At 55.8% G+C, this 18,137-nt stretch carries 9 protein-coding genes; 6 read left to right on the forward strand and 3 right to left on the reverse strand.

Annotated elements, in window-relative coordinates:
* On the reverse strand, positions 1-5,090 hold a 5,090-nt coding region (locus GX466_05500; protein ID NLH93661.1), incomplete at its 3' end, for a hypothetical protein.
* A gap of 1,004 nt (positions 5,091-6,094) precedes the next feature.
* Between GX466_05500 and GX466_05505 the strand changes: the two genes are divergently transcribed.
* From GX466_05505 to GX466_05530, 6 genes are all read left to right on the forward strand, one after another.
* Complete coding sequence (locus GX466_05505) at positions 6,095-6,622, forward strand: NUDIX hydrolase (protein ID NLH93662.1); 528 nt, start codon at positions 6,095-6,097, stop codon at positions 6,620-6,622.
* 106 nt (positions 6,623-6,728) lie between these two features.
* Positions 6,729-9,827, forward strand: a complete 3,099-nt coding sequence (locus GX466_05510) for a GNAT family N-acetyltransferase (GenBank protein ID NLH93663.1) — start codon at positions 6,729-6,731, stop codon at positions 9,825-9,827.
* A gap of 216 nt (positions 9,828-10,043) precedes the next feature.
* Complete coding sequence (gene lepA, locus GX466_05515; protein NLH93664.1) at positions 10,044-11,840, forward strand: elongation factor 4; 1,797 nt, start codon at positions 10,044-10,046, stop codon at positions 11,838-11,840.
* 10 nt (positions 11,841-11,850) lie between these two features.
* Positions 11,851-13,515 (forward strand): BamA/TamA family outer membrane protein, encoded by a 1,665-nt coding sequence (locus GX466_05520; GenBank protein ID NLH93665.1) that lies wholly within the window; start codon positions 11,851-11,853, stop codon positions 13,513-13,515.
* A gap of 209 nt (positions 13,516-13,724) precedes the next feature.
* Positions 13,725-13,910 (forward strand): hypothetical protein, encoded by a 186-nt coding sequence (locus GX466_05525; protein NLH93666.1) that lies wholly within the window; start codon positions 13,725-13,727, stop codon positions 13,908-13,910.
* A 124-nt stretch (positions 13,911-14,034) separates the two neighbouring features.
* Complete coding sequence (locus tag GX466_05530) at positions 14,035-14,238, forward strand: hypothetical protein (protein ID NLH93667.1); 204 nt, start codon at positions 14,035-14,037, stop codon at positions 14,236-14,238.
* Between the two features lie 638 nt (positions 14,239-14,876).
* Here GX466_05530 and GX466_05535 read toward each other — a convergent pair.
* A complete protein-coding gene (locus GX466_05535; protein ID NLH93668.1) occupies positions 14,877-16,520 on the reverse strand; it encodes an ABC-F family ATP-binding cassette domain-containing protein in 1,644 nt (547 codons plus the stop codon).
* A gap of 286 nt (positions 16,521-16,806) precedes the next feature.
* Positions 16,807-17,217: an acyl-CoA thioesterase gene (locus tag GX466_05540; protein ID NLH93669.1), complete on the reverse strand. Its 411-nt coding sequence runs from the start codon at positions 17,215-17,217 to the stop codon at positions 16,807-16,809.
* Between the last annotated feature and the right edge of the window lie 920 nt (positions 17,218-18,137).

Below are 18,137 nucleotides of genomic sequence, written 5' to 3' on the forward strand. Positions count from 1 at the left end.
CTTGGAGCATAGCCGGCGGCGGACGCGGTCACACTGTGGGTTCCGGCAACCACCTGCATGCTGTAGGCTCCGGAGGCGTTGGTGGTGGCGGTGACGTCGCCGCAAGTGACAGTGGCGCCCATGATGGGGGCGTTCTGCTGGGTACGGACGATACCGGCGATGGTGCCGATTTCGGTGATCTTGGTAAGCGGGTTGGAGAAGGCGGGCACCGACATCGCGTTGCCGGTGTAAACGGCCTTCACGGCCCATTTGTAGGTCCCGTCGGGCAGACCGTTCCAGCCGTTATCCTGCCAGGCTGTGGCGGTGATGACATCCTGAGTGAGCTGGATCCAGGAAGTTTCGTTGCTTTCCTGGCCCTGCTGCAGGCGCCAGACCTTGTAGCCGTTGAGGACGCGGTTGCCGCGATCAGCTGGTCTGTCGGGCCTGATTGCTTTTTCGGGCACGGTTTGGACAACCGGGCGCGGGGTGTCGGTCTTGAGGCTGAAGAAGCCGGCATTCACGGGCTGGCCTGTGGTTTCCACCACAACCGGTGAAATCATCGGAGCGATATTGGGATACGAGTATCCCACATAACCCTGGATGCTCCAGTTGTAGTTGAGTGAGCTGGCCAGGGTCAGCAGGGTGGTCCAGGAGCCGCTACTGTAGATCATATTGCCGAAGCCGTCAATGGCAGGGCCCGGATCGCAGCCCGCGGGGTAACCTGAGGTGTGGACTATGTTGTAGCCAAACCAGAGTTCTTCGTTGCCGGTGATGCCCACGGGGTTGTTGAGGTTCACTGTCATCCAGGCGTCATAGGTATCCACCGTGACGGGTTGGCTGGTGGCTTCAACCGCTGGCGCGCTGGCGGTTCCGCCGGTCCAGACCTTGAGGGTGTAGGTGGCGGGGTCGCCGGGCCAGAATTTGATGGCTCGCAGGCTCATGCCCACGTAATCCTGAAGCGCTGATGGCGGGAAGCGGATGGCAACGGCGAATTCTCCGCCGTTGGTTAGGCCGATGCTGTTATTTGCATCCACTGTGGAGTATTGGATCCATTCTCCGCCGGCGGTGCCGGGTTCGCTCCAGGTCACGTTCACGTCAGGGCCTGCTTCAACCGCGGTCACGCCTCCGGGCGGAAGGGTAATCTCGGTGAGCACGAAGTTCTGCGTGGTGGTCTGGGTTCCCACGATGTTCACACCGGTGACGGTGGAGGATTGGTAACCTTGTTTGGAACAGGTCACGTCGTAGGTGCCCTGGTAGGCCAGGAAGGCATAGCTGCCGTCGGGGCCGGAGGTACCGGAGTAGTCGCCCGCTGTGATGGTGGCGCCGGCGATCGGGACGTTGGTGCCGAATTCGGTAACGGTACCGCTCAGGGTGCCCATCATGCCTTTGTGGATCTCGTTGGAGAAAGCCGCGCCAGAAAGCACGTCATTGGTGTAAACGGCCTTCACGGCATATTTGTAAACACCGGAGGGCAGCGGAGACCAGGCAGTGTCCACAAAGGTGGTGTCGGCGATGCTGGCCGGGGTCAGAGATGTCCATTGCGTCTCGTCGCCTTCGTTGATCGCCAGCAGGCGCCAGACCTTGTAGCCGGTGAGGACACGGCTTTGGGCATTGGGTTGGGGTTTTGAATCGCGCACTACGTAAGCAGGGCTGGCATTGAGGTTGGCCAATTCCTCGAGGGTCGCGGCTTCAAATTCATCCAAACCGCGCAAATCCGCGGGTTCGATGGCAGATATGACGCTCTCGCCACTGGTTCGGGCTGGCCCCACATAGACATCATCTATGTACCAGCCGGCATAGTTCACCACGCTGGTGGCATACCATTCGAAGCTTACTTCCACGTTTGCCTGGTTTGCATAGTTGGCAAGGCTTACCGTTATCTCCTGCCAGGGCATGAACACCGCAGCTGCGCTGCTGCCCCAGACTGTGTTGCCGTTCACCTTGATCAAACCGTAATCCCAGGTGTTGAAGCCGTCCATGTAGTGCCAGAGGTTCAGGACAGGGTTGCTGACCCCGCTGAGGTTGAAGGTTTTCTTCAGGTAGGACCAGCCGCTGCAGTTGCTGTAGGGTCCATAGATCACGGTGCCCCACAAACCGGTTCCGGAATAAGCCGTCGGAGGCGGAATCTGTGAAGAGGTGCTACCGGAGGGGTCGTAGTTATTGACGTCGTAGGTGTTTGTCCATTCCCAGTCTCCCAAAGGATCGGACCAGTTGGATGACGGCACCCAGCCGCCGTCGTTGAGCTCGAAATCATCATAGGGCGGAGCAGGAACGGGGCTGTGCCAGATCAGGTCAACCTGGGTCTGGGCGATATTTTCGGTGGCAACCACCTGGGAAGGAGGGAAGGCTATCTCGGGCAGAATCAGCGTTCCCATGTCGTAAGCGGTTGCGCCAACTGTTATCGAGCCGGTCAGGTTCTGGTATCCTTCTTTAATCACGATATAGTCATAGGTGTTGCCGGAAAGCACGCCGGGGATGGTGAAATGCCCGGTGGCGTCGGTGGTGGCAGAGTAATCCACTATCCCGGTCAGCGAGACAGTTGCTTCGGCCAGGCCCACTGTGGGTTGGTCGCTGCCCACCACGAATCCGGTCACGTTCACGGAGGAGGAAGGCGTGAGCACGAAATTCAGGGTGGTGGTTTCGTCCGCAACCAGGGTGACCGGCAGGGTCAGGCTTTCATAACCCAGCTTGCTGGCCGTGACATTGTATGTGCCCGGCTCCACGAAGGGGAAGCTGTAGTTGCCCAGGGCATCTGTAAGCGTGGAGTGGATTGTGCCCGTGATCACCACACTCGCGTCCGCGACGGGGTTGCCGCCGGAACTTACGTTCCCGTTAAGGGATGCCATTCCAACTATGTTCATGAATAGGCGGATATTAGCACGGTTCACGGAGGTGGTGCCAGTGGTGGAGGATGACGCGTCAGTGCTGTCGCTCTGATAGCGGAGGCTGGTGTTGGTGCCAGTGGTGGGGGTGTAATAGACCGAGGCGTTGCGGGTGTAAGAGCCCGTTATCATGGTGGTGACGATGTCCACCAGCAGGTTCTGCGTTCCGTTCCAGACGAAGGGGGTGCTGAGGGTGTGCACGTTCCATCCGTTAACGGGCTGGTATTCGTTTTGGAACCAGACCTGGGTGTAATCCCCCACCTCGAAGGTTGTGGTGAGAGCGGTCTGGTCGGTATGTTTAAGTTTGATGGTATAGTTCGGCATCGCCGAGCAGGCGTTCACGTTCGCCACGTTAAAGCTCAGCGCGGTGATCAGTCCGGGAGCACCGCCGTTGGCCAGAATTTCCGCCGCGGTAAAGAGATACTGCTGGTGGAAGTTCCTGTAATATGTTCCGTAAGGTGTGGGCGCACCGGTATCGGAGTTGGTGCTTGTGCCGTCGCCGATGTTGACCACTTGGGAGCCAGCGGACTGAACGCTCACGGTCAGGTTCGGGCTTTGGTCATTGGCGGGGTTGATGTCGCCGGTGAGGAACACCTTGGCATAAAGAACCACTTCTCCTTCAGCGGTGGGCGTCCAGGTCAGCGGAATGTCAATTGTCATTCCGGGATCCACGGCAACACCGGGGGTCGAGGCAAGTTCCACGTTATCGCTGTTGAACAGCTTGACGGTGTAGTTGCTCTGCGCTGCGGTTCCCCAGTTGTGCACGGTGGCACTGTAGGTAACCGCTGTGTTTACGTTGGGGGTCTGGTTGCCGCTCAAAGCGTCGCAGCCCAGGTCGTTGGGAGCGATCTGTTCGAACGTGATGTCGTCAATGTAATGCGAGCGTCCGGTGCCGCCAAGACCGTGCTTGAAAGCGATGTGCGTGCCTGTTCCCGTGTAGGTAGTCATGTCGAAGATGTACTCTGTGAGAGTGTTGGACATGGTGAGCGCGTGCACTTCGGTGTAGGTGGCAGCGTCAGTGGGATCGCTGATCACGCCAAGTGAAAGCGGATAGTTTGAACTGCCAGCCCGGGCCCAGAATTTCACCCGCACCTCGTTGACCGGCAGGGTCGTGGCCAAGGGCGGACCCACCAGGATCAGCGTGGCGTCTGCGTCGCTGGGATTGTAGAGGCGCGCGCAGTTTGGCTGGCTGTGGGCGTAGGTAGTGGAGGAGTAGGTACCCACAAAAGCGCTGGTGGAGGTGGATTGGACGATTCTCGTCCAGTCGAAGGGCAGCTCCGGAGCGGTCACCTGATCCCAGTTTTGGGTGTATGGCAGCGTTTCGATATCGGGCGCGCCGTGGGTGGTGAAACTCCAGATGGGGCAGTCAGCCGCGTTACCGTAGGTGTTGAAAGGAACCACTTTCCAATAATAAGTGGTGTCCAGGTTCAAATCCGGGGTCGGGTCATAAGTGAGCACGTTACCCAGGTTTTCATTGTTGACGATGTTAGTAGCCGCGGGATCGGTCCCGAGAAAGAAATAGTAGCCGTCCGGCCAGATGTTGCCCGGCATCCAGTTCAGGGTTGCGCTGGGTGAAACAAGGGTTGCACCGTTCAAGGGAGAAACCACCACTGCGGGGTCGGGTGCCGTGGTAGTAGGTGTGATCAGCTGGATGTTGGGCCGGTTGTAGGTCCTGGTGCCGTCCACAGCTGGAAAACTGGCGTCCTGTTGCTTGTAAACGCCGGTGTAATTAGGCGTGGTGCTGGTATAGCGGTAGTTGGGATAACCTGACAAATAAGTGCCATCCCAGTTCTCAAAAAGGAACTCAACGTTCTGGGTGCCGTTCCAGGCGAAGGGGGCGCTGAACACGATGTAGTGCCAGCCTCCGCCGTCGAAGGTCAGGTCGCCCTGGAACACCTGCTGAAACTGTGTGTTATCAGGGTACCCGACATCAGTCGTCTCATAGGCAGTGGCATCGGTATGCCGAACGAACACACGCTGGTCCAGCATGGTGTAGTTGCTGGGCGTGTTGCCAACGTAGAAACCAATGCCGATGATGTTTTCCCCGTTGGTTAGTCCGGCAGTGTTGATTTCTGCCTGGGTGTAAATAACCTTGCTCCAGTTGTAGTTGTAAAATCCATAGAACGGAATATAGTTCTGGGTGCTGGTTCCGTCGCCGATGGTGTAGGCATCGGCAAAGGCAAACACCACCAGAAGCAGGAGCAAGCCTGAGAGAAGCAGTTTTTTCATCTCATCTCCTTGTTGTAGATACTGTTAAACGGGTTGACAGGGTAGTAATGATTCGGGACCGATAGTTTGAACCTTGCCCGAATGTTGGATTGGAAACCTGAATTGAAGTGATAGCTTTGGTTTGTTGAAGATTCCTTGTTTGGAAAAGATTTTGCGGATAATGAAAAGCGTGACAAGCCCCTGTATTGGAGAGAACTCCAAATGACGGGAACAGCCGTTCAGGACGTGGCTCTGATCTTGCAAACACAACACTGCGAATCAGCACTAAACGCTCCCAAGGGTAAAAACCGCCAGCCGAACCGGCAAGACGACACAACTTTTCATTCGATCATCTCCTTTTTACCTTTGTCTTGGTGTTATGGTTGATCAGCTTACTTATTACGGCAACCTCGCCGGAAAAACCAGCGCGAAGGATACCAACAATATATCAAAACTCACAGTTAACACATCGAACCAAATAAATACGCATCCATTTTTTTGTAAAGCTATTTTTATGCCATAGTCCCTGTTTTCTCCATCATTACGGCATCAATACCGTGAACCATTTCTGATCCGGAATATGTCACGAATACCGTCAAAGCATTTCCTTGCAAGGAGTTGGACCTGTTGTTCGACCAGCATGGCCTTGCGAAATACAGGGTCGGTGTTCAAATGAGTCGGGCGCTACTGCCGTCATCCCAGCGCCAGGCTCTCCGCGAATAAACGAAGCGATATCCTCTGGCCGTTAAGGCCCTTTCCCGTCTCCCGGATGCGCCTCCCGCACAATGGCCGCACTTGATGCGGGTATTATACGGGAGGCATGGGAGGGGGATGTAAACGGGCGTTAAGGGTGCGGTAGACAGGACCTTGCGGCGGGTTGGCAGGTATAGCTCTCTTTTAGATCAAGCAGCCGCGGATGCCCAACCAGAAAGCCATGAACCGGTAACCCGCCAGGCTTTGGAGCGTTACGCGGATTCCGTGCACAAAGGGGTTGACAGGCTGGAGCGGATGGACATAATGGTATTATGCTTGAACGTGAAAAACCCCAATACCCCGAAGTGAAGTTCTGCCAGGGCTGCGGAAGCCCGCTTGTTCCAAAAGAGGATCACGAAGGCAAAACCCGCCTGGTTTGCGAAGATTGCGGCCGGGTGCATTACAAGAATCCCATCCCCGCGGTGGCCGTTTTGGTGCTCAACCCGGCGGGGGAACTCCTTTTGGTGAAGCGTAAATTCGCTCCCAGCGCGGGAATGTGGGCGCTGCCCAGCGGTTACATGGAGATATTTTTATCCCCGGAGGAGAACGCCGTGGCTGAACTGAAGGAAGAAACCGGACTGGAGGGAGAGGTCGAGCGCTTCATATCGTGGTTCTATGGCTACAGCCCCATCTACGAACGCGTTCTGAGCCTCGGTTTCCGGATGCGGGTGACGGGGGGAAGCCTGCAGGCCGGTGATGACGCCGAGGAGGCCGAGTTCTTTCCCCTGCAAGAACTTCCGCCCATCGCCTTTGACGCCCACCGCAGCTTCATCAGGCTGGAGACAGGTCTGGAAATCTGATTGCCTTATGAACCGGGAATCGGCTGAATGCCCGCATTCCAGCTTTTGCTTGACATAATCCTTTGAGGCGCGATTAGGGATTAAATCCATCCGGATTGGAGGAAAAATGGCCCAAGTGGAATACACCGAATACGAACCCCGCTTTGCCAAAGCCGTTGCCGCGATGTGGAACCGCAGCAGCGAAGGCTGGAACGGCCGGATTTGGAACAGTAGCGAGGCCAGAGTTCTGCAAAAGGAGCGTGATTCGGCCTATCTGAACCTTTGGCTGGCGCTGGCCGGCGAGGAGGTTATCGGCTATGTCAAGCTCTCCAAATACTCTTTGGAAGAGGGTGTGGCTTATGTGGAGCTGATTTCGGTGGACCCGGCCTGGCACGGCAAGGGAATTGGCAAAGCCCTGATGAGAAAATGCGTGGAACGTTCCGCGGAACTGGGATATCAGCGCCTCGACCTATTCACCTGGCCGGGCAACACCAAGGCCGTTCCGCTCTACAAAAAATGCGGCTTCTTCTGGGAAAGGATGGAAAGCCAGGTCACCCATCTGATGAACTTTCTGCCTGGGATTCTGAACAGCCCGTTTTTCCGGCCTCATTTCGAACATTTCCACTGGTATGACGATCTGAAGCGGGAGCTTGAAGTGACGCCAGACGGCAGGGAGGAACGGGGCTTTGATTACTATGATTACCTGTGGGAAAAAGAGGGGCGCAAGCTTACCGTCAGCTTTGAAAAAACAGGGCGGGGCATCGCCGCCTTTGCCACAAACGAGATCGAGGTGGAATGCCTTGTGGATGAAGCCCGGCCCGTTTTCGGGAGTGAACACAGGGTCAGCTACAGATTCACCAACCGCTCCGGCAAGCCAATTCCGGTGCGGATCGAGGGCTTGAACGACGCCAATGTGGCCTTCAGCGCCAGCCACGGTTTCCAGCTTGGGGAACAGGCCGTCTGGGAAGCGGGATTCAGCCTTTCGGCGCCCCAGCCTGGCGACGGCGAATGGCAGACCCAGCCGGGTGTTCGGGCGCTGCTGAACCTGGATGGACAAAACGTGGAAATGAAAACCGGGCTTAAAACCCAGTATCCGCTCTCCCTTTCCTTCTTAAAGGAAACCATGTTGTTCATTCCCAACCGGGAATACAAACTCCAGCTCAACGTTCAGAATCATTTTGAAACGAATGCCGAGTTTGAAATAGAGTTCCTGCCCCAGGAGCCTGTGACCCTGCTTGAGAACAGGCATCAGATCAGCCTCGCACCCCAGGCCAGATCAAGCATTCCCCTAAGCATCAGCTTGTCCCGCGGCTGCCTCTGGACCCCAATGGCGCGAGTGACCGCCAGTCCGGAATCCGGAGGCGAAGTGACCTTTGAAAAACGCTGCGAGGCAATTCTGAGGACCTTTGAGGCGCGTGACCAGAAAACCCTGGAGCATTACCACGCCCTCATCAACGGTCCGTATGCCCTCATTGTGCAGACCAGAGGGGATAAGAACCGCGCTAGCTTCTCCAAGGTTTTCGGCGATTATTGCTATCTTTCCGAACCCATGTTGGGCGAGCCTTTTTCCGAAGAGTTCGAGCATCTTGACCCCTTTGACGCGGTTTTCAAGGACCTCGGCGGCGCGAACCAGCTCACACTAAGCTATCGCAGCCAGGATTTTCCCGGCGTGGAATTCGCCCTCATTTACAGGCTCTATCCCTCCGGGATGCTGGATTTGCGAACCCGGGCAATCAGCCTTCCGGAAAACGCCAAAACCACTCTGCGCCTGCGGTTGATGCCTTACAGCAGCTTGATCACATACGAACACGAGGGTGAATTGCACAGTCTGGAGCGTGACCAGATAGAGGCTGAACTGGAATGGCTGCCTGAAACCGCCGTGACCGGCAATTTCATCTTTTGCGGCCAGGAAGGTGACACCACAGGCATCGTTTGGGACCCAGCCCTAAAAGTGAAATTGAAAAGTTGGCATCTAGCCTGGGACTTTGATCTCGATGCCATGCTCCAGGCTGGCACACCGGAAAGTAAACCCATCCAGGTCTTTCTGAACCAGTTCCAGAACGCCTTTCAACTGCTCGATTACACCCGGGGAGTCTATGTCCCGGTTGACGCGGCACATCCCAGTCTGGAACTGCGGGTCAACCAGGGAAACCCAGTTGTTTCCGGCCCCGTAAATGCGGAATTGATTTGGCGCCAGGACCGCGATCTGACCGGCTCGTTTCAACTTAGCGCGCAGGGAGGAAAATCCGGAGAGCCGCAACTGCTGGAGCCCGGTTCCGGCCAGCGGGGTGTGAACTGGAAGGATGTGGAACTTCCGGACACGCCTCTGGTGGAGTTGTGTTGTGATGCCAGCCTTCCGCTGTACCGTCTTCTCAGGAAGCAAACTCTCCTGCAGCCGGACGGAGGGATCAATTTCCGTAAAGAAGAAACCTGGCTGAGTGTGGACAACGGATTCCTGAAACTGGGCGCAGCCATCGATTCAACCTTACCGGTGCTGCTTTCTCTGGAAACCGGGGAATCTGAGTGGCTGGACCAAGCCTGGCCGCAGTTTTATGCCAAATCCTTCTATAATCCCTATCCCGGAGGCTTTCACGTGCGGCCGGGCGGAATTTCTCTGGCTGAACTCAGCAAGGAAAAACACAGCCTCGGCATCGCCGAGGTGAAGGATCAGCACGGCAATACCTGGCGGGGCTTGGCGTTTGATACCAGGATAGATAACTACAAACTGTTCAGGGGGATGCGGTTCCGACAATATTACCTCACGCTGCCGGGGCTGCCTTTGCTCGTCGCCACCACGGAAGTGGTTTCCGGAACGGGTTTTGCCTGTTATGAGAGTTTTCCGCTGATGGGCTTTTTCGCACCCGGCGGCAAGCTGGAAAATTGCCGGATACATGTTCCCATCGACCAGAAACGCTGGCAGAGCGTGGAGGCGGGGAGGGAAGATTTGCGGTATTGGGATTATTCCCGGCATCTCAGCGTGGAGAACAAGGAATCCGGTTGGCAAATGTATTTCCCCAACCCCGCCAAGGTGGAAACAGGAATCCACATCGACAAGGCAGTGGCCCGCTTACGGATTGGTCGCTTCAGCTACAGGGCGACAGAATATCCCAAGTGGTTGAACCCGATCTTCATCCTTTTCAGCCGGGAACGGCCAGCCTGGGAAAGCCTAGGCCAACTTCTGGACCTTCGCTTTGGCACTGGATACAGGGACATCCAGCCCCTGTAGTGAGGTGACGGGTGCCATCCCTGGCGTAAGATCAACCAATCCACAGGATTATGGGCGGTGAAAACCATTTGATAACACCCCATCTGAAAAAACGGATGGATGTGGGCGGGCATTAAATTGTTGACAAAAGTGAACACCGCCAATTCTGGGTAAGAATATGCCGCCTTGGCACAATTCCCTGAAAACAAGGCGGTTGTGAAACAGCTTAGGATGAACATGAAACAGGAATATATACGCAACTTTTGCATCATAGCGCACATCGACCATGGGAAATCCACCCTGGCGGACCGCTTTCTTGAAAGCACCAACGTGGTGGGCAAGGTGGATGTGGCGCAGTTGCTCGACAGTATGGACCTCGAGCGCGAAAAAGGCATCACCATCAAAAGCCACGCGGTGCGGATGGTCCACAGCTGCAAGGGCCGGGACTATGTTTTGAACCTCATCGACACACCCGGACACGTGGATTTCTCCTACGAGGTATCGCGCGCGCTGGCCTCCTGCGAAGGCGCCATCCTGCTGGTGGACGCCTCCCAGGGCATCGAGGCCCAGACGATGAGCAACCTCTATCTGGCGCTAGACAACGATTTGGAAATCCTGCCCGCGCTGAACAAGATCGACCTGCCCAAGGCTGACATCGAAGGCACGGAACACGACCTCTGCGAAATCATGGGCTGCCTGCCGGAAGACATTTTGCGGGTAAGCGCCAAATCCGGCACCGGGGTCACCGAGCTGCTGGATGCTGTCTGTGAAAGGCTTCCCGCGCCAACAGGCGATCCGGACGCCCCGCCCAAAGCTTTGATATTCGATTCGTATTTCGATATGTACCGCGGCGTGGTTGTGCTGGTGCGGCTTTTCGACGGCTCGCTGAGCAAAGGCGACAAGATCAAGCTCCTGGCCACAGAGCGGGAGTATGAGATCGAGGAGATCGGCCACTTGGGCCTGAAATTCTCCCCCCAGCAGCAATTGAACACCGGCGAGGCAGGCTACATCATCGCCAACATCAAAGAGGTGGCGGACGCTCGTGTCGGCGACACCATCACCCTGGCCAAAGGCGGCTGCGAAGAGAGTTTGCCGGGTTTCATGGAACCGAAGCCAATGGTTTATTCCGGCATTTTCCCCATCAACGGCGAGGACTATGAAAACCTGGTGGAATCCATTGCCAAGCTCAAGCTCAACGACGCCTCCCTGATCTATGAAAAGGAAAACTCCAGCGCCCTCGGATACGGCTTCCGCTGCGGCTTTCTGGGCATGCTGCACCTCGAGATCGTGAAAGAACGCCTCCTGCGTGAATACAATATCCCCATCATTGCGACCACGCCGAGCGTGCGCTTCCTCATCACCCTCAAAAACGGCAAAGAGATCGAGGTAAACAATCCCATCGATTTTCCCGATCCCACTTTCATCGAAAGCATCGAGGAACCTTTCATGGACACCGAGATCATCGTTCCAACAGACTTCATCGGCAACATCATGAAGCTGGCTCAGGAACGCCGGGGCATCCAGAAAAACATCCAATACATCGATGAAAAGCGCGTGGCCCTTCATTATGAGATGCCGCTGATCGAGATCATCTTCGATTTTTACGACAAGCTGAAAACCGTAAGCCGCGGCTACGCCTCTCTGGATTACTCCTTCAAGGAATTCCGCCCCTCCCGAGTGGTGAAAGTGGACATCCTCATCAACGGCGAAAAAGTGGACGCCATGAGCTTCATCTGCCACCAGGACAAAGCCCACAACTGGGGGAAAAGCGTAACCGAAACCCTGCGTGAGGTGATCCCGCGCCATCTCTTCAAGATTGCCCTGCAAGCGGCCATCGGAGGCAACATCATCGCACGCAGCACCATCAACGCCATGCGCAAGGATGTGCTGGCAAAATGCTACGGCGGCGACGTCAGCCGCAAACGCAAGCTGCTGGAAAAACAGAAGGAAGGCAAGAAGAAGATGAAGGAAATCGGCTCCGTGACCGTGCCGCAGGAAGCCTTCCTGGCCGTGCTGAAGGCGGACCGCGATTGATTTTCCGGCCATGAAACGCGCCCTGTTGGCCGCAGCTCTTCTTCTGGCCTGGGTTTTGGCCCCTGCCCTGAGCGTGGACAAGGTCAGTTTCTCTGCCAATTTTCCCTTCGACGAGACCGCATTGCTGAAGGCTTCCGGACTGGCTGCCGGAAGCGAATACACCCCCGCGGACGTCAACGCCGCCATCGCCCTGATGCAGGCTTGGCTACAGGCAAACGGACATCCTTTCGTGAAAATCACCAATCCGGAACTGATACCCCTCTCTGAAAGCAGCTTGGAACTGGCTTTCAAGCTCACGGAGGTATTGCCGGCACAGGATTGCGAACTCCGCTTCCGCGGCCTGCGCTATTTCTCTGAAGCAAAGCTGCGTGAACTGCTCCTGCTTGTTGATAAAAGCAAGGTCGGGCTTTCCGAACTGCCGCGCATCATGGACCGGATTCTAGATGAGTATCACCGCCGCGGCTACCTCTTTGCCAGTGTGGGGCTAGATTCCCTGACCCTGGGCGAAAACCTCGCCGCCTACATCGGCATCGAAGAAGGCAAGCCGCTCAAGCCTGAAAAATACTACTTCCAGGGCAACAAATACACCCGCGACCAGACCCTCATCAAACTGGCCGGCTTCAGCTCCGGGCAGGTGGTTACCCCTGAGGCCATCCGCGCCGCCGAGGACAGGATTTTGGGCAAAAGCTACATCGAGGCCTGCTTGATCGAACCGGTGGACCCCGCCAGCCTGCTGATCAAGATCGAGGAAGGCAAAATGACCTCTCTGGAAGGCGTTTTGGGCTTCACCCGGGTAGGCGCGAAAAACGAATTCACCGGCTTCCTCAACATCGGTTTCCTGAACCTCTGGGGCAGCGACCGCTCCCTGACCTTGAACTGGAGAAAACTGCCGCTCACCAGCCTGCTCCGCTTTTCATACCACGAATCCGGGCCGAACGTCTTTCCCCTTTCCGGCGACCTCAGGCTTTCCCGCGAGGAGGAAAAAGACAGCTTCATCAAATCGGCCGTGGGCGCCGATATCTATTCCTATTACGACGTTCACCGCTACGGCCTGGAACTGGCCGTGGAAAGCGTTAACTACTATGTGCCCGCCGCAAAGGACAGCCTGCTGGTGGAAACCACCTCCAGCCGCGGCATCGGCGCCTTTTGGCGACTCGACAGCCGGGACCGCGCTTTCAACCCTTCCAAGGGAATGCAGACCAACATCACCTACCGCCTGCACCAAAGCGAGCGAAGCGGCTGGAACAACGCCCTAGAGGCTGACCACACCCAATACATTGGCCTGGCGCCGCGCTGGACCTGCGCCCTGGGCGTTCATCTGCGCAGCCTCGCCGACAGCAGTTCCGTGGCTTATGAAACCTACCGGCTGGGCGGCTACAACTCGCTGCGGGGCTACCGCGAAGACGAATTCAGTAGTTGGCGTCTCGGCTGGGCTTCGCTCGAACTCCGCTTTCTGATCAGTTCCCAGGCCCGGATCTACCTCTTTTACGACCACGGCCTCCTCGCGCGGGACAAGAACAGCCTGCGCGCCGACCTCCTCGCCCCCGGACTAGGCATCAAACTGCGCACCAGGCTGGGAATTCTGAGCATCGAGTATGCCCTCGGATACCGGGAAAACGGCTTCGCGGACTTCTCAGCGGGAATGGTTCACGCCGGTCTGGAATCGAACTTTTGAAAAAATAACTTGCCAAAAAATACGGCTTATATAGAATGGGTACAATTATGCAAGCACATAGAAGTGTCTAAGGACTGTGTGAGAGGTTGCTAAAGGCTTTGCGGCTCTTCAGCCCTCTCAGCAAAAAGCCCCGGTAAGGCTATAAAATGCCACCGAATTCAAAAAAACAAAACCAAAAAATACGGATTTCACTGAATGGAGGAATCAAAATGAAAAAACTGGCTCTTATTGCTCTTCTCGCGATGATGCTCATCGGCATGCTGGCCTTCTCAGCTTGCAAAGCCGAAGAAGCCGAAGAAGTTGTCGAAGAAACCACCGAAGAAGTGGTTGACACTACTGTCGCCCCCATTGTTGACACCTTGGCACAGCAAGCCCCTGTCAACGGCGTTAACTAATAAGTTAAACCCTATCTAAATCGACTAGTCGATATTAGTAGCGCAGTCCTTAAAAAACGGGTGTCCACAAGGATGCCCGTTTTTTGTTAACCAATCAATGTGACGATCACTGATAGGAGGATCCATGCAAAAGATCATCAGCCTCATCCTGTTGGCCGCCCTGCTCATCGGAATGCTGACACTCGCGGCTTGCCAGCCTCCGCAGGATAAAACCGACGCCAACGAGGAATCAACCACCCAGGAAACAAACTCCGACGAACCCGCCTCGGACACGGAACTCATCAGCACGGAAGGAGATACCACCGGCGGAGCCCAGAGTCAAAACTGATCTGATCAGCCGCCCAAACATAAATTTACACCGGTAAGGCCGCCGGACGTAATCTGCGCCTCCAGCCCTGTCCTGTGGCTGATGTTCAATTAGGGTGGACAAAGCCGTTTTCCAGCTTATTGTTGCCCTTAACAATTTATTACTGCCTGCCCCCATTCTCAACGCCTTTCCAGGCTTGACCCGAAATCCGAACCGGGCGAAATAGCCCATAAACCATCACTCAGCCCCAAACCTACGTCATTCCGGGCCTGACCCGGAATCCAGTTTCTATACCGCTATGGATCCCGGATATCACCTCGCAAGCTCGGTGACATCCGGGATGACGTGGCCTTGGAGCCTGCCGCCGATGCTTGTTCCTCGCTCGGTCCAGCGTGTGGAAGCGTGGAAGCGAAGCCTACCGGCCGTTAAGGCCCTTTCCTGAAGCCCAGACGCGCCTCCCGCACAATGGCCGCATTTGATGCGAGTATTATTCGGGAGGCGTGGGAGTGGGATGGCCATGAGGGTTAAGGGTGTGGCTGACAGGATATAGCAGCAGGCAATCAGATTTGGCTCTCTTTGTAATCAAGTGGCTGCGTGTGTTCAAGCAAAAATCAGCCCGGAGGAATTTAGCCACCCGGTTTGCAAGAACCTCTTTATTATTAAGTCGACACGGAGTTATGATCTCGGGCCGGAGTGTTGGCAAGCTCCACCTTTCGGGTGGCAAGCCTGTTAATGAAGGCGCGATCGTGGGAAACAAAGACGACAGCCCCACTGAAGTTTTTCAGGGATTCCTCCAGCATTTCGCGGCTGCGGATATCCAGGTGGTTGGTGGGCTCATCCAGCAGCAGGACATTGTATTCGCCCAGAAGCAACATGAGTAGTTGCAACTTGGCCCGTTCGCCCCAAGAGAGGCTGCCCGTCCGGGCAAAGGCCAGGTCTGTCTTCAGGCCGATGCAGCCCATGAGAGTGCGTATCTGGCTTTCCTCCTTGCCAGAGGTTTTCAGGAAATCCAGCACCACAGCCTGGGGGTCCAGCTTGCTGAGGTCCTGTTCATAATACCCGATCCGCAGGCGGTTGGCGCGGGAAATCGTTCCCTCGCAAGGCTCCAGAGAACCCAGTAGAAGGCGCAAAAGGGTGGTCTTGCCGCTGCCGTTGGGACCGGCAAGCCAGAGCTTTTCCGCGCCATAGAGGTGGAGGTAGAAATTGCGGAATATCCAGTTTTCCTGATAGCGAAAGCCCATCCCAGCCACGCTGATCAGCTCCCTGTCGCCCACCTGGACCTCTTCGAAAGCAAGGTGGCGAAGCTTGTCCTGATGCGGCTTTTCCACTGGATAACGTTCAGTGAGCATTTTGATGCGGTTTTCGATGTGCCGGGCCTGCTGCATTTGGGTGCGGGCTGGGTTGGAGATCATTTCAAAAACGTAGCCGCCGCCCTCGCCACGGGTTTCCTTCTGAAAGGACGAGGCCCAAGCCCGCCTTTTCCGGCTGGCGTCACGCAACTGGCGCAAAAGGCGCTGACGCTCACGGTATTGCACCATTTGGTGGTCCTTAAGCTGCTGTCTGTCACGCACGAAGCTCTGGTAGTTGCCCGCGCGCAGTTCCATCTTTCCGGCCTCCAGTTCGGCTATTTTGGTGGCGGTGCGGTCGATGAAAACCCGGTCGTGGGATACATAGAGGACAGCACCGCCGTAATCCAGCATCCAGTCCTCGAACCAGAGCAGTTGTTCGGAATCCAGATGGTTGGTGGGTTCGTCCAGGATGAGGATGTCGGGTTTTTCCAGGAGCAGGGCCGCCAGTTGGAGACGGGTGGATTCGCCGCCGGAAAGGGTTGCGCAAGGCCGTTCCGCCAGCATCAGCAAATCCATCCCGAGGAGGATGGCATGGACCTCTTTTTCCCATTCCGCCGTGTTCTGATCGTTGTATTCCTGCCAGAGGGAAGCCAGTTCCAGTCCGGCTGAGGAAGAGAGATTCTCTGTGGAAGTGAGAGATTCGATCCGGGTGAGCAATTCAAATTGCCGGGGCCTAACCCGCAGGAGGAAATCACGGACGCTGAGGGGCGCGGAGACGCGGATGTCCTGGGGAAGATAAGATATTGCGGGGCGGGAGCTTGGATAGCTGATACTACCTTGGGTGGGGGATAATTCGCCTAGAATTATCCGCAGAAGGGTGGTCTTGCCGCAACCGTTTTTGCCAATCAGGGCGATCTTTTCGCCAGCGGCGACCACCAGGCTAACGCCCGTGAGGATGGGCTGATACTGGTCCGGGTAAGTGTAGTGGATGTTTTTGAGCTGGATAAACTGCATGGTTTTCTCCTGTAATCTGGTTTTGGGATGGGCAGCAACAGCTCGATGGGGATTTGTGAAAAAGGGGTGTAATCACAACGCGAGAGCTGTTACAGGATCAACTCTTCTTGCGCATCGCGATTACCTCCTTTGATTTTATGGATGCCATTATCCTCAGCCGCGAATCGCCGTCAAGGGAATTGTGAAGACATCTGGCAGACAGGGGTCCCTCCCCTAATAAGCAAATAGGTAACTACGAGGAATAACGTCGGTTAGGCTCCCGAATCTGGTGTGCCATAAACTCTTTTCAATCCGCCGGAGGCTCCAGATAGCCCAAAAATATTTCTAACAATTCTTCAGACACCCGCGTGGCTTTTCCGCCACTGGCGAAGACGGCGACCATTTTCGCTTCAAAGCAAAGTTCGCCGCGGGAATTGTATATCCTCTGCACCCAGTGGCCTTTCACGCGGTTCATTTCATCAAACCAGCTTTTGATGGTGATGAGGTCCTCATGTTCGATGGACTGCCGGTAATCCAGCTCGAAGCCGCGGATGAAGACCTGAATGTCAAGTTCATGCATCCTGGACATGGACATACCCATTTCGATCATGGCCTCAGACCTCGCGCTTTCCAGCAGTTGGAGGTAGTTGGCGTTGTTCAGGTGCCCGTAAACGTCACACTCAAAGCCGTAAATCCGCTTGCGAAACTCGAAAACCATTATCTGTCTCCCTTTTGGCATTCGCCGCCGTATTTTGTGCTTGACCGATAAGGGCGGCGTAATTCTGATGATTAAATCATCTTTGAATTGAGGATAATATGGCCAAGAAAAATGTCAACCCAAAAATTCAGCATAAAGGCGTGAAGGGCGTTAAACAGGCCGCCCGCGCCCATTCTTCAGCCCGCACCCCGAGACAGGCGCCGGCCGCCGCCCCGGGCTGGTTGGAAGTCCTTTCCGCCAAACCCTGGCTGCCTTGGGCACTGATGGTCTTTCTGCTGGTTTTCGTCAGCCTGCTCTATTTCCCCGTGGCTTTCGGCGGTAAGACCCCCCATGCATCTGACATCTCGCAGTGGCAAGGCGCGGCGAACAAGATAATCGAATACAACCAAAATCACGCTGACAACGCCCTCTGGACCCAAAGCATGTTTTCCGGCATGCCCTCCTACATGATCTCCTTCCCGAACCGCTGGCCCTTTCTGGAAAACCTTTCCCGGCTCACGGACAAGTTGATCAACTGGCGCATCTTCCTGCTCTTTATCGGCTCGCTGGGGATGTTTTTGCTGCTCAGGTTCCTCAAACTGGATGTCTGGACCAGCTTTTTTGGGGCCGTGGCCTTCATGTTCTCCTGCCACTGGCTGGGTTTGGTGGAAATCGGCCACAACACCAAATTCCGAGCCATAATGTACATCCCCTGGGTGATCTGGGCCTTCATGCGCCTGCGGCAAAAACCCGGCCTGCTGAGCCTGGGTTTCCTGGCCACCACGCTGATCATACAATTACGGGAAAACCATCCTCAAATCAGCTACTACCTCTATCTGTTCCTGGGTCTCTACTGGCTTTGGCAACTGGTGGAAAGCATCCGCGCCAAAGACCATAAGAGCTTCTGGCTCTTCACCTTGCTGGCTGTGGTGGCGGTGGGG

It is taken from the genome of Candidatus Cloacimonadota bacterium, from assembly GCA_012516855.1.
Taxonomy (GTDB): domain Bacteria; phylum Cloacimonadota; class Cloacimonadia; order Cloacimonadales; family Cloacimonadaceae; genus Syntrophosphaera.

What these genes read in the sequence shown, in the direction of transcription:
- GX466_05520 (NLH93665.1), top strand. Translation starts at nt 11,851, where the DNA reads ATGAAACGCGCCCTGTTGGCCGCAGCTCTTCTTCTGGCCTGGGTTTTG.
- GX466_05535 (NLH93668.1), bottom strand. Translation starts at nt 16,520, where the DNA reads ATGCAGTTTATCCAGCTCAAAAACATCCACTACACTTACCCGGACCAG.
- GX466_05525 (NLH93666.1), top strand. Translation starts at nt 13,725, where the DNA reads ATGAAAAAACTGGCTCTTATTGCTCTTCTCGCGATGATGCTCATCGGC.
- GX466_05540 (NLH93669.1), bottom strand. Translation starts at nt 17,217, where the DNA reads ATGGTTTTCGAGTTTCGCAAGCGGATTTACGGCTTTGAGTGTGACGTT.
- GX466_05530 (NLH93667.1), top strand. Translation starts at nt 14,035, where the DNA reads ATGCAAAAGATCATCAGCCTCATCCTGTTGGCCGCCCTGCTCATCGGA.
- GX466_05510 (NLH93663.1), top strand. Translation starts at nt 6,729, where the DNA reads ATGGCCCAAGTGGAATACACCGAATACGAACCCCGCTTTGCCAAAGCC.
- GX466_05505 (NLH93662.1), top strand. Translation starts at nt 6,095, where the DNA reads ATGCTTGAACGTGAAAAACCCCAATACCCCGAAGTGAAGTTCTGCCAG.
- lepA (NLH93664.1), top strand. Translation starts at nt 10,044, where the DNA reads ATGAAACAGGAATATATACGCAACTTTTGCATCATAGCGCACATCGAC.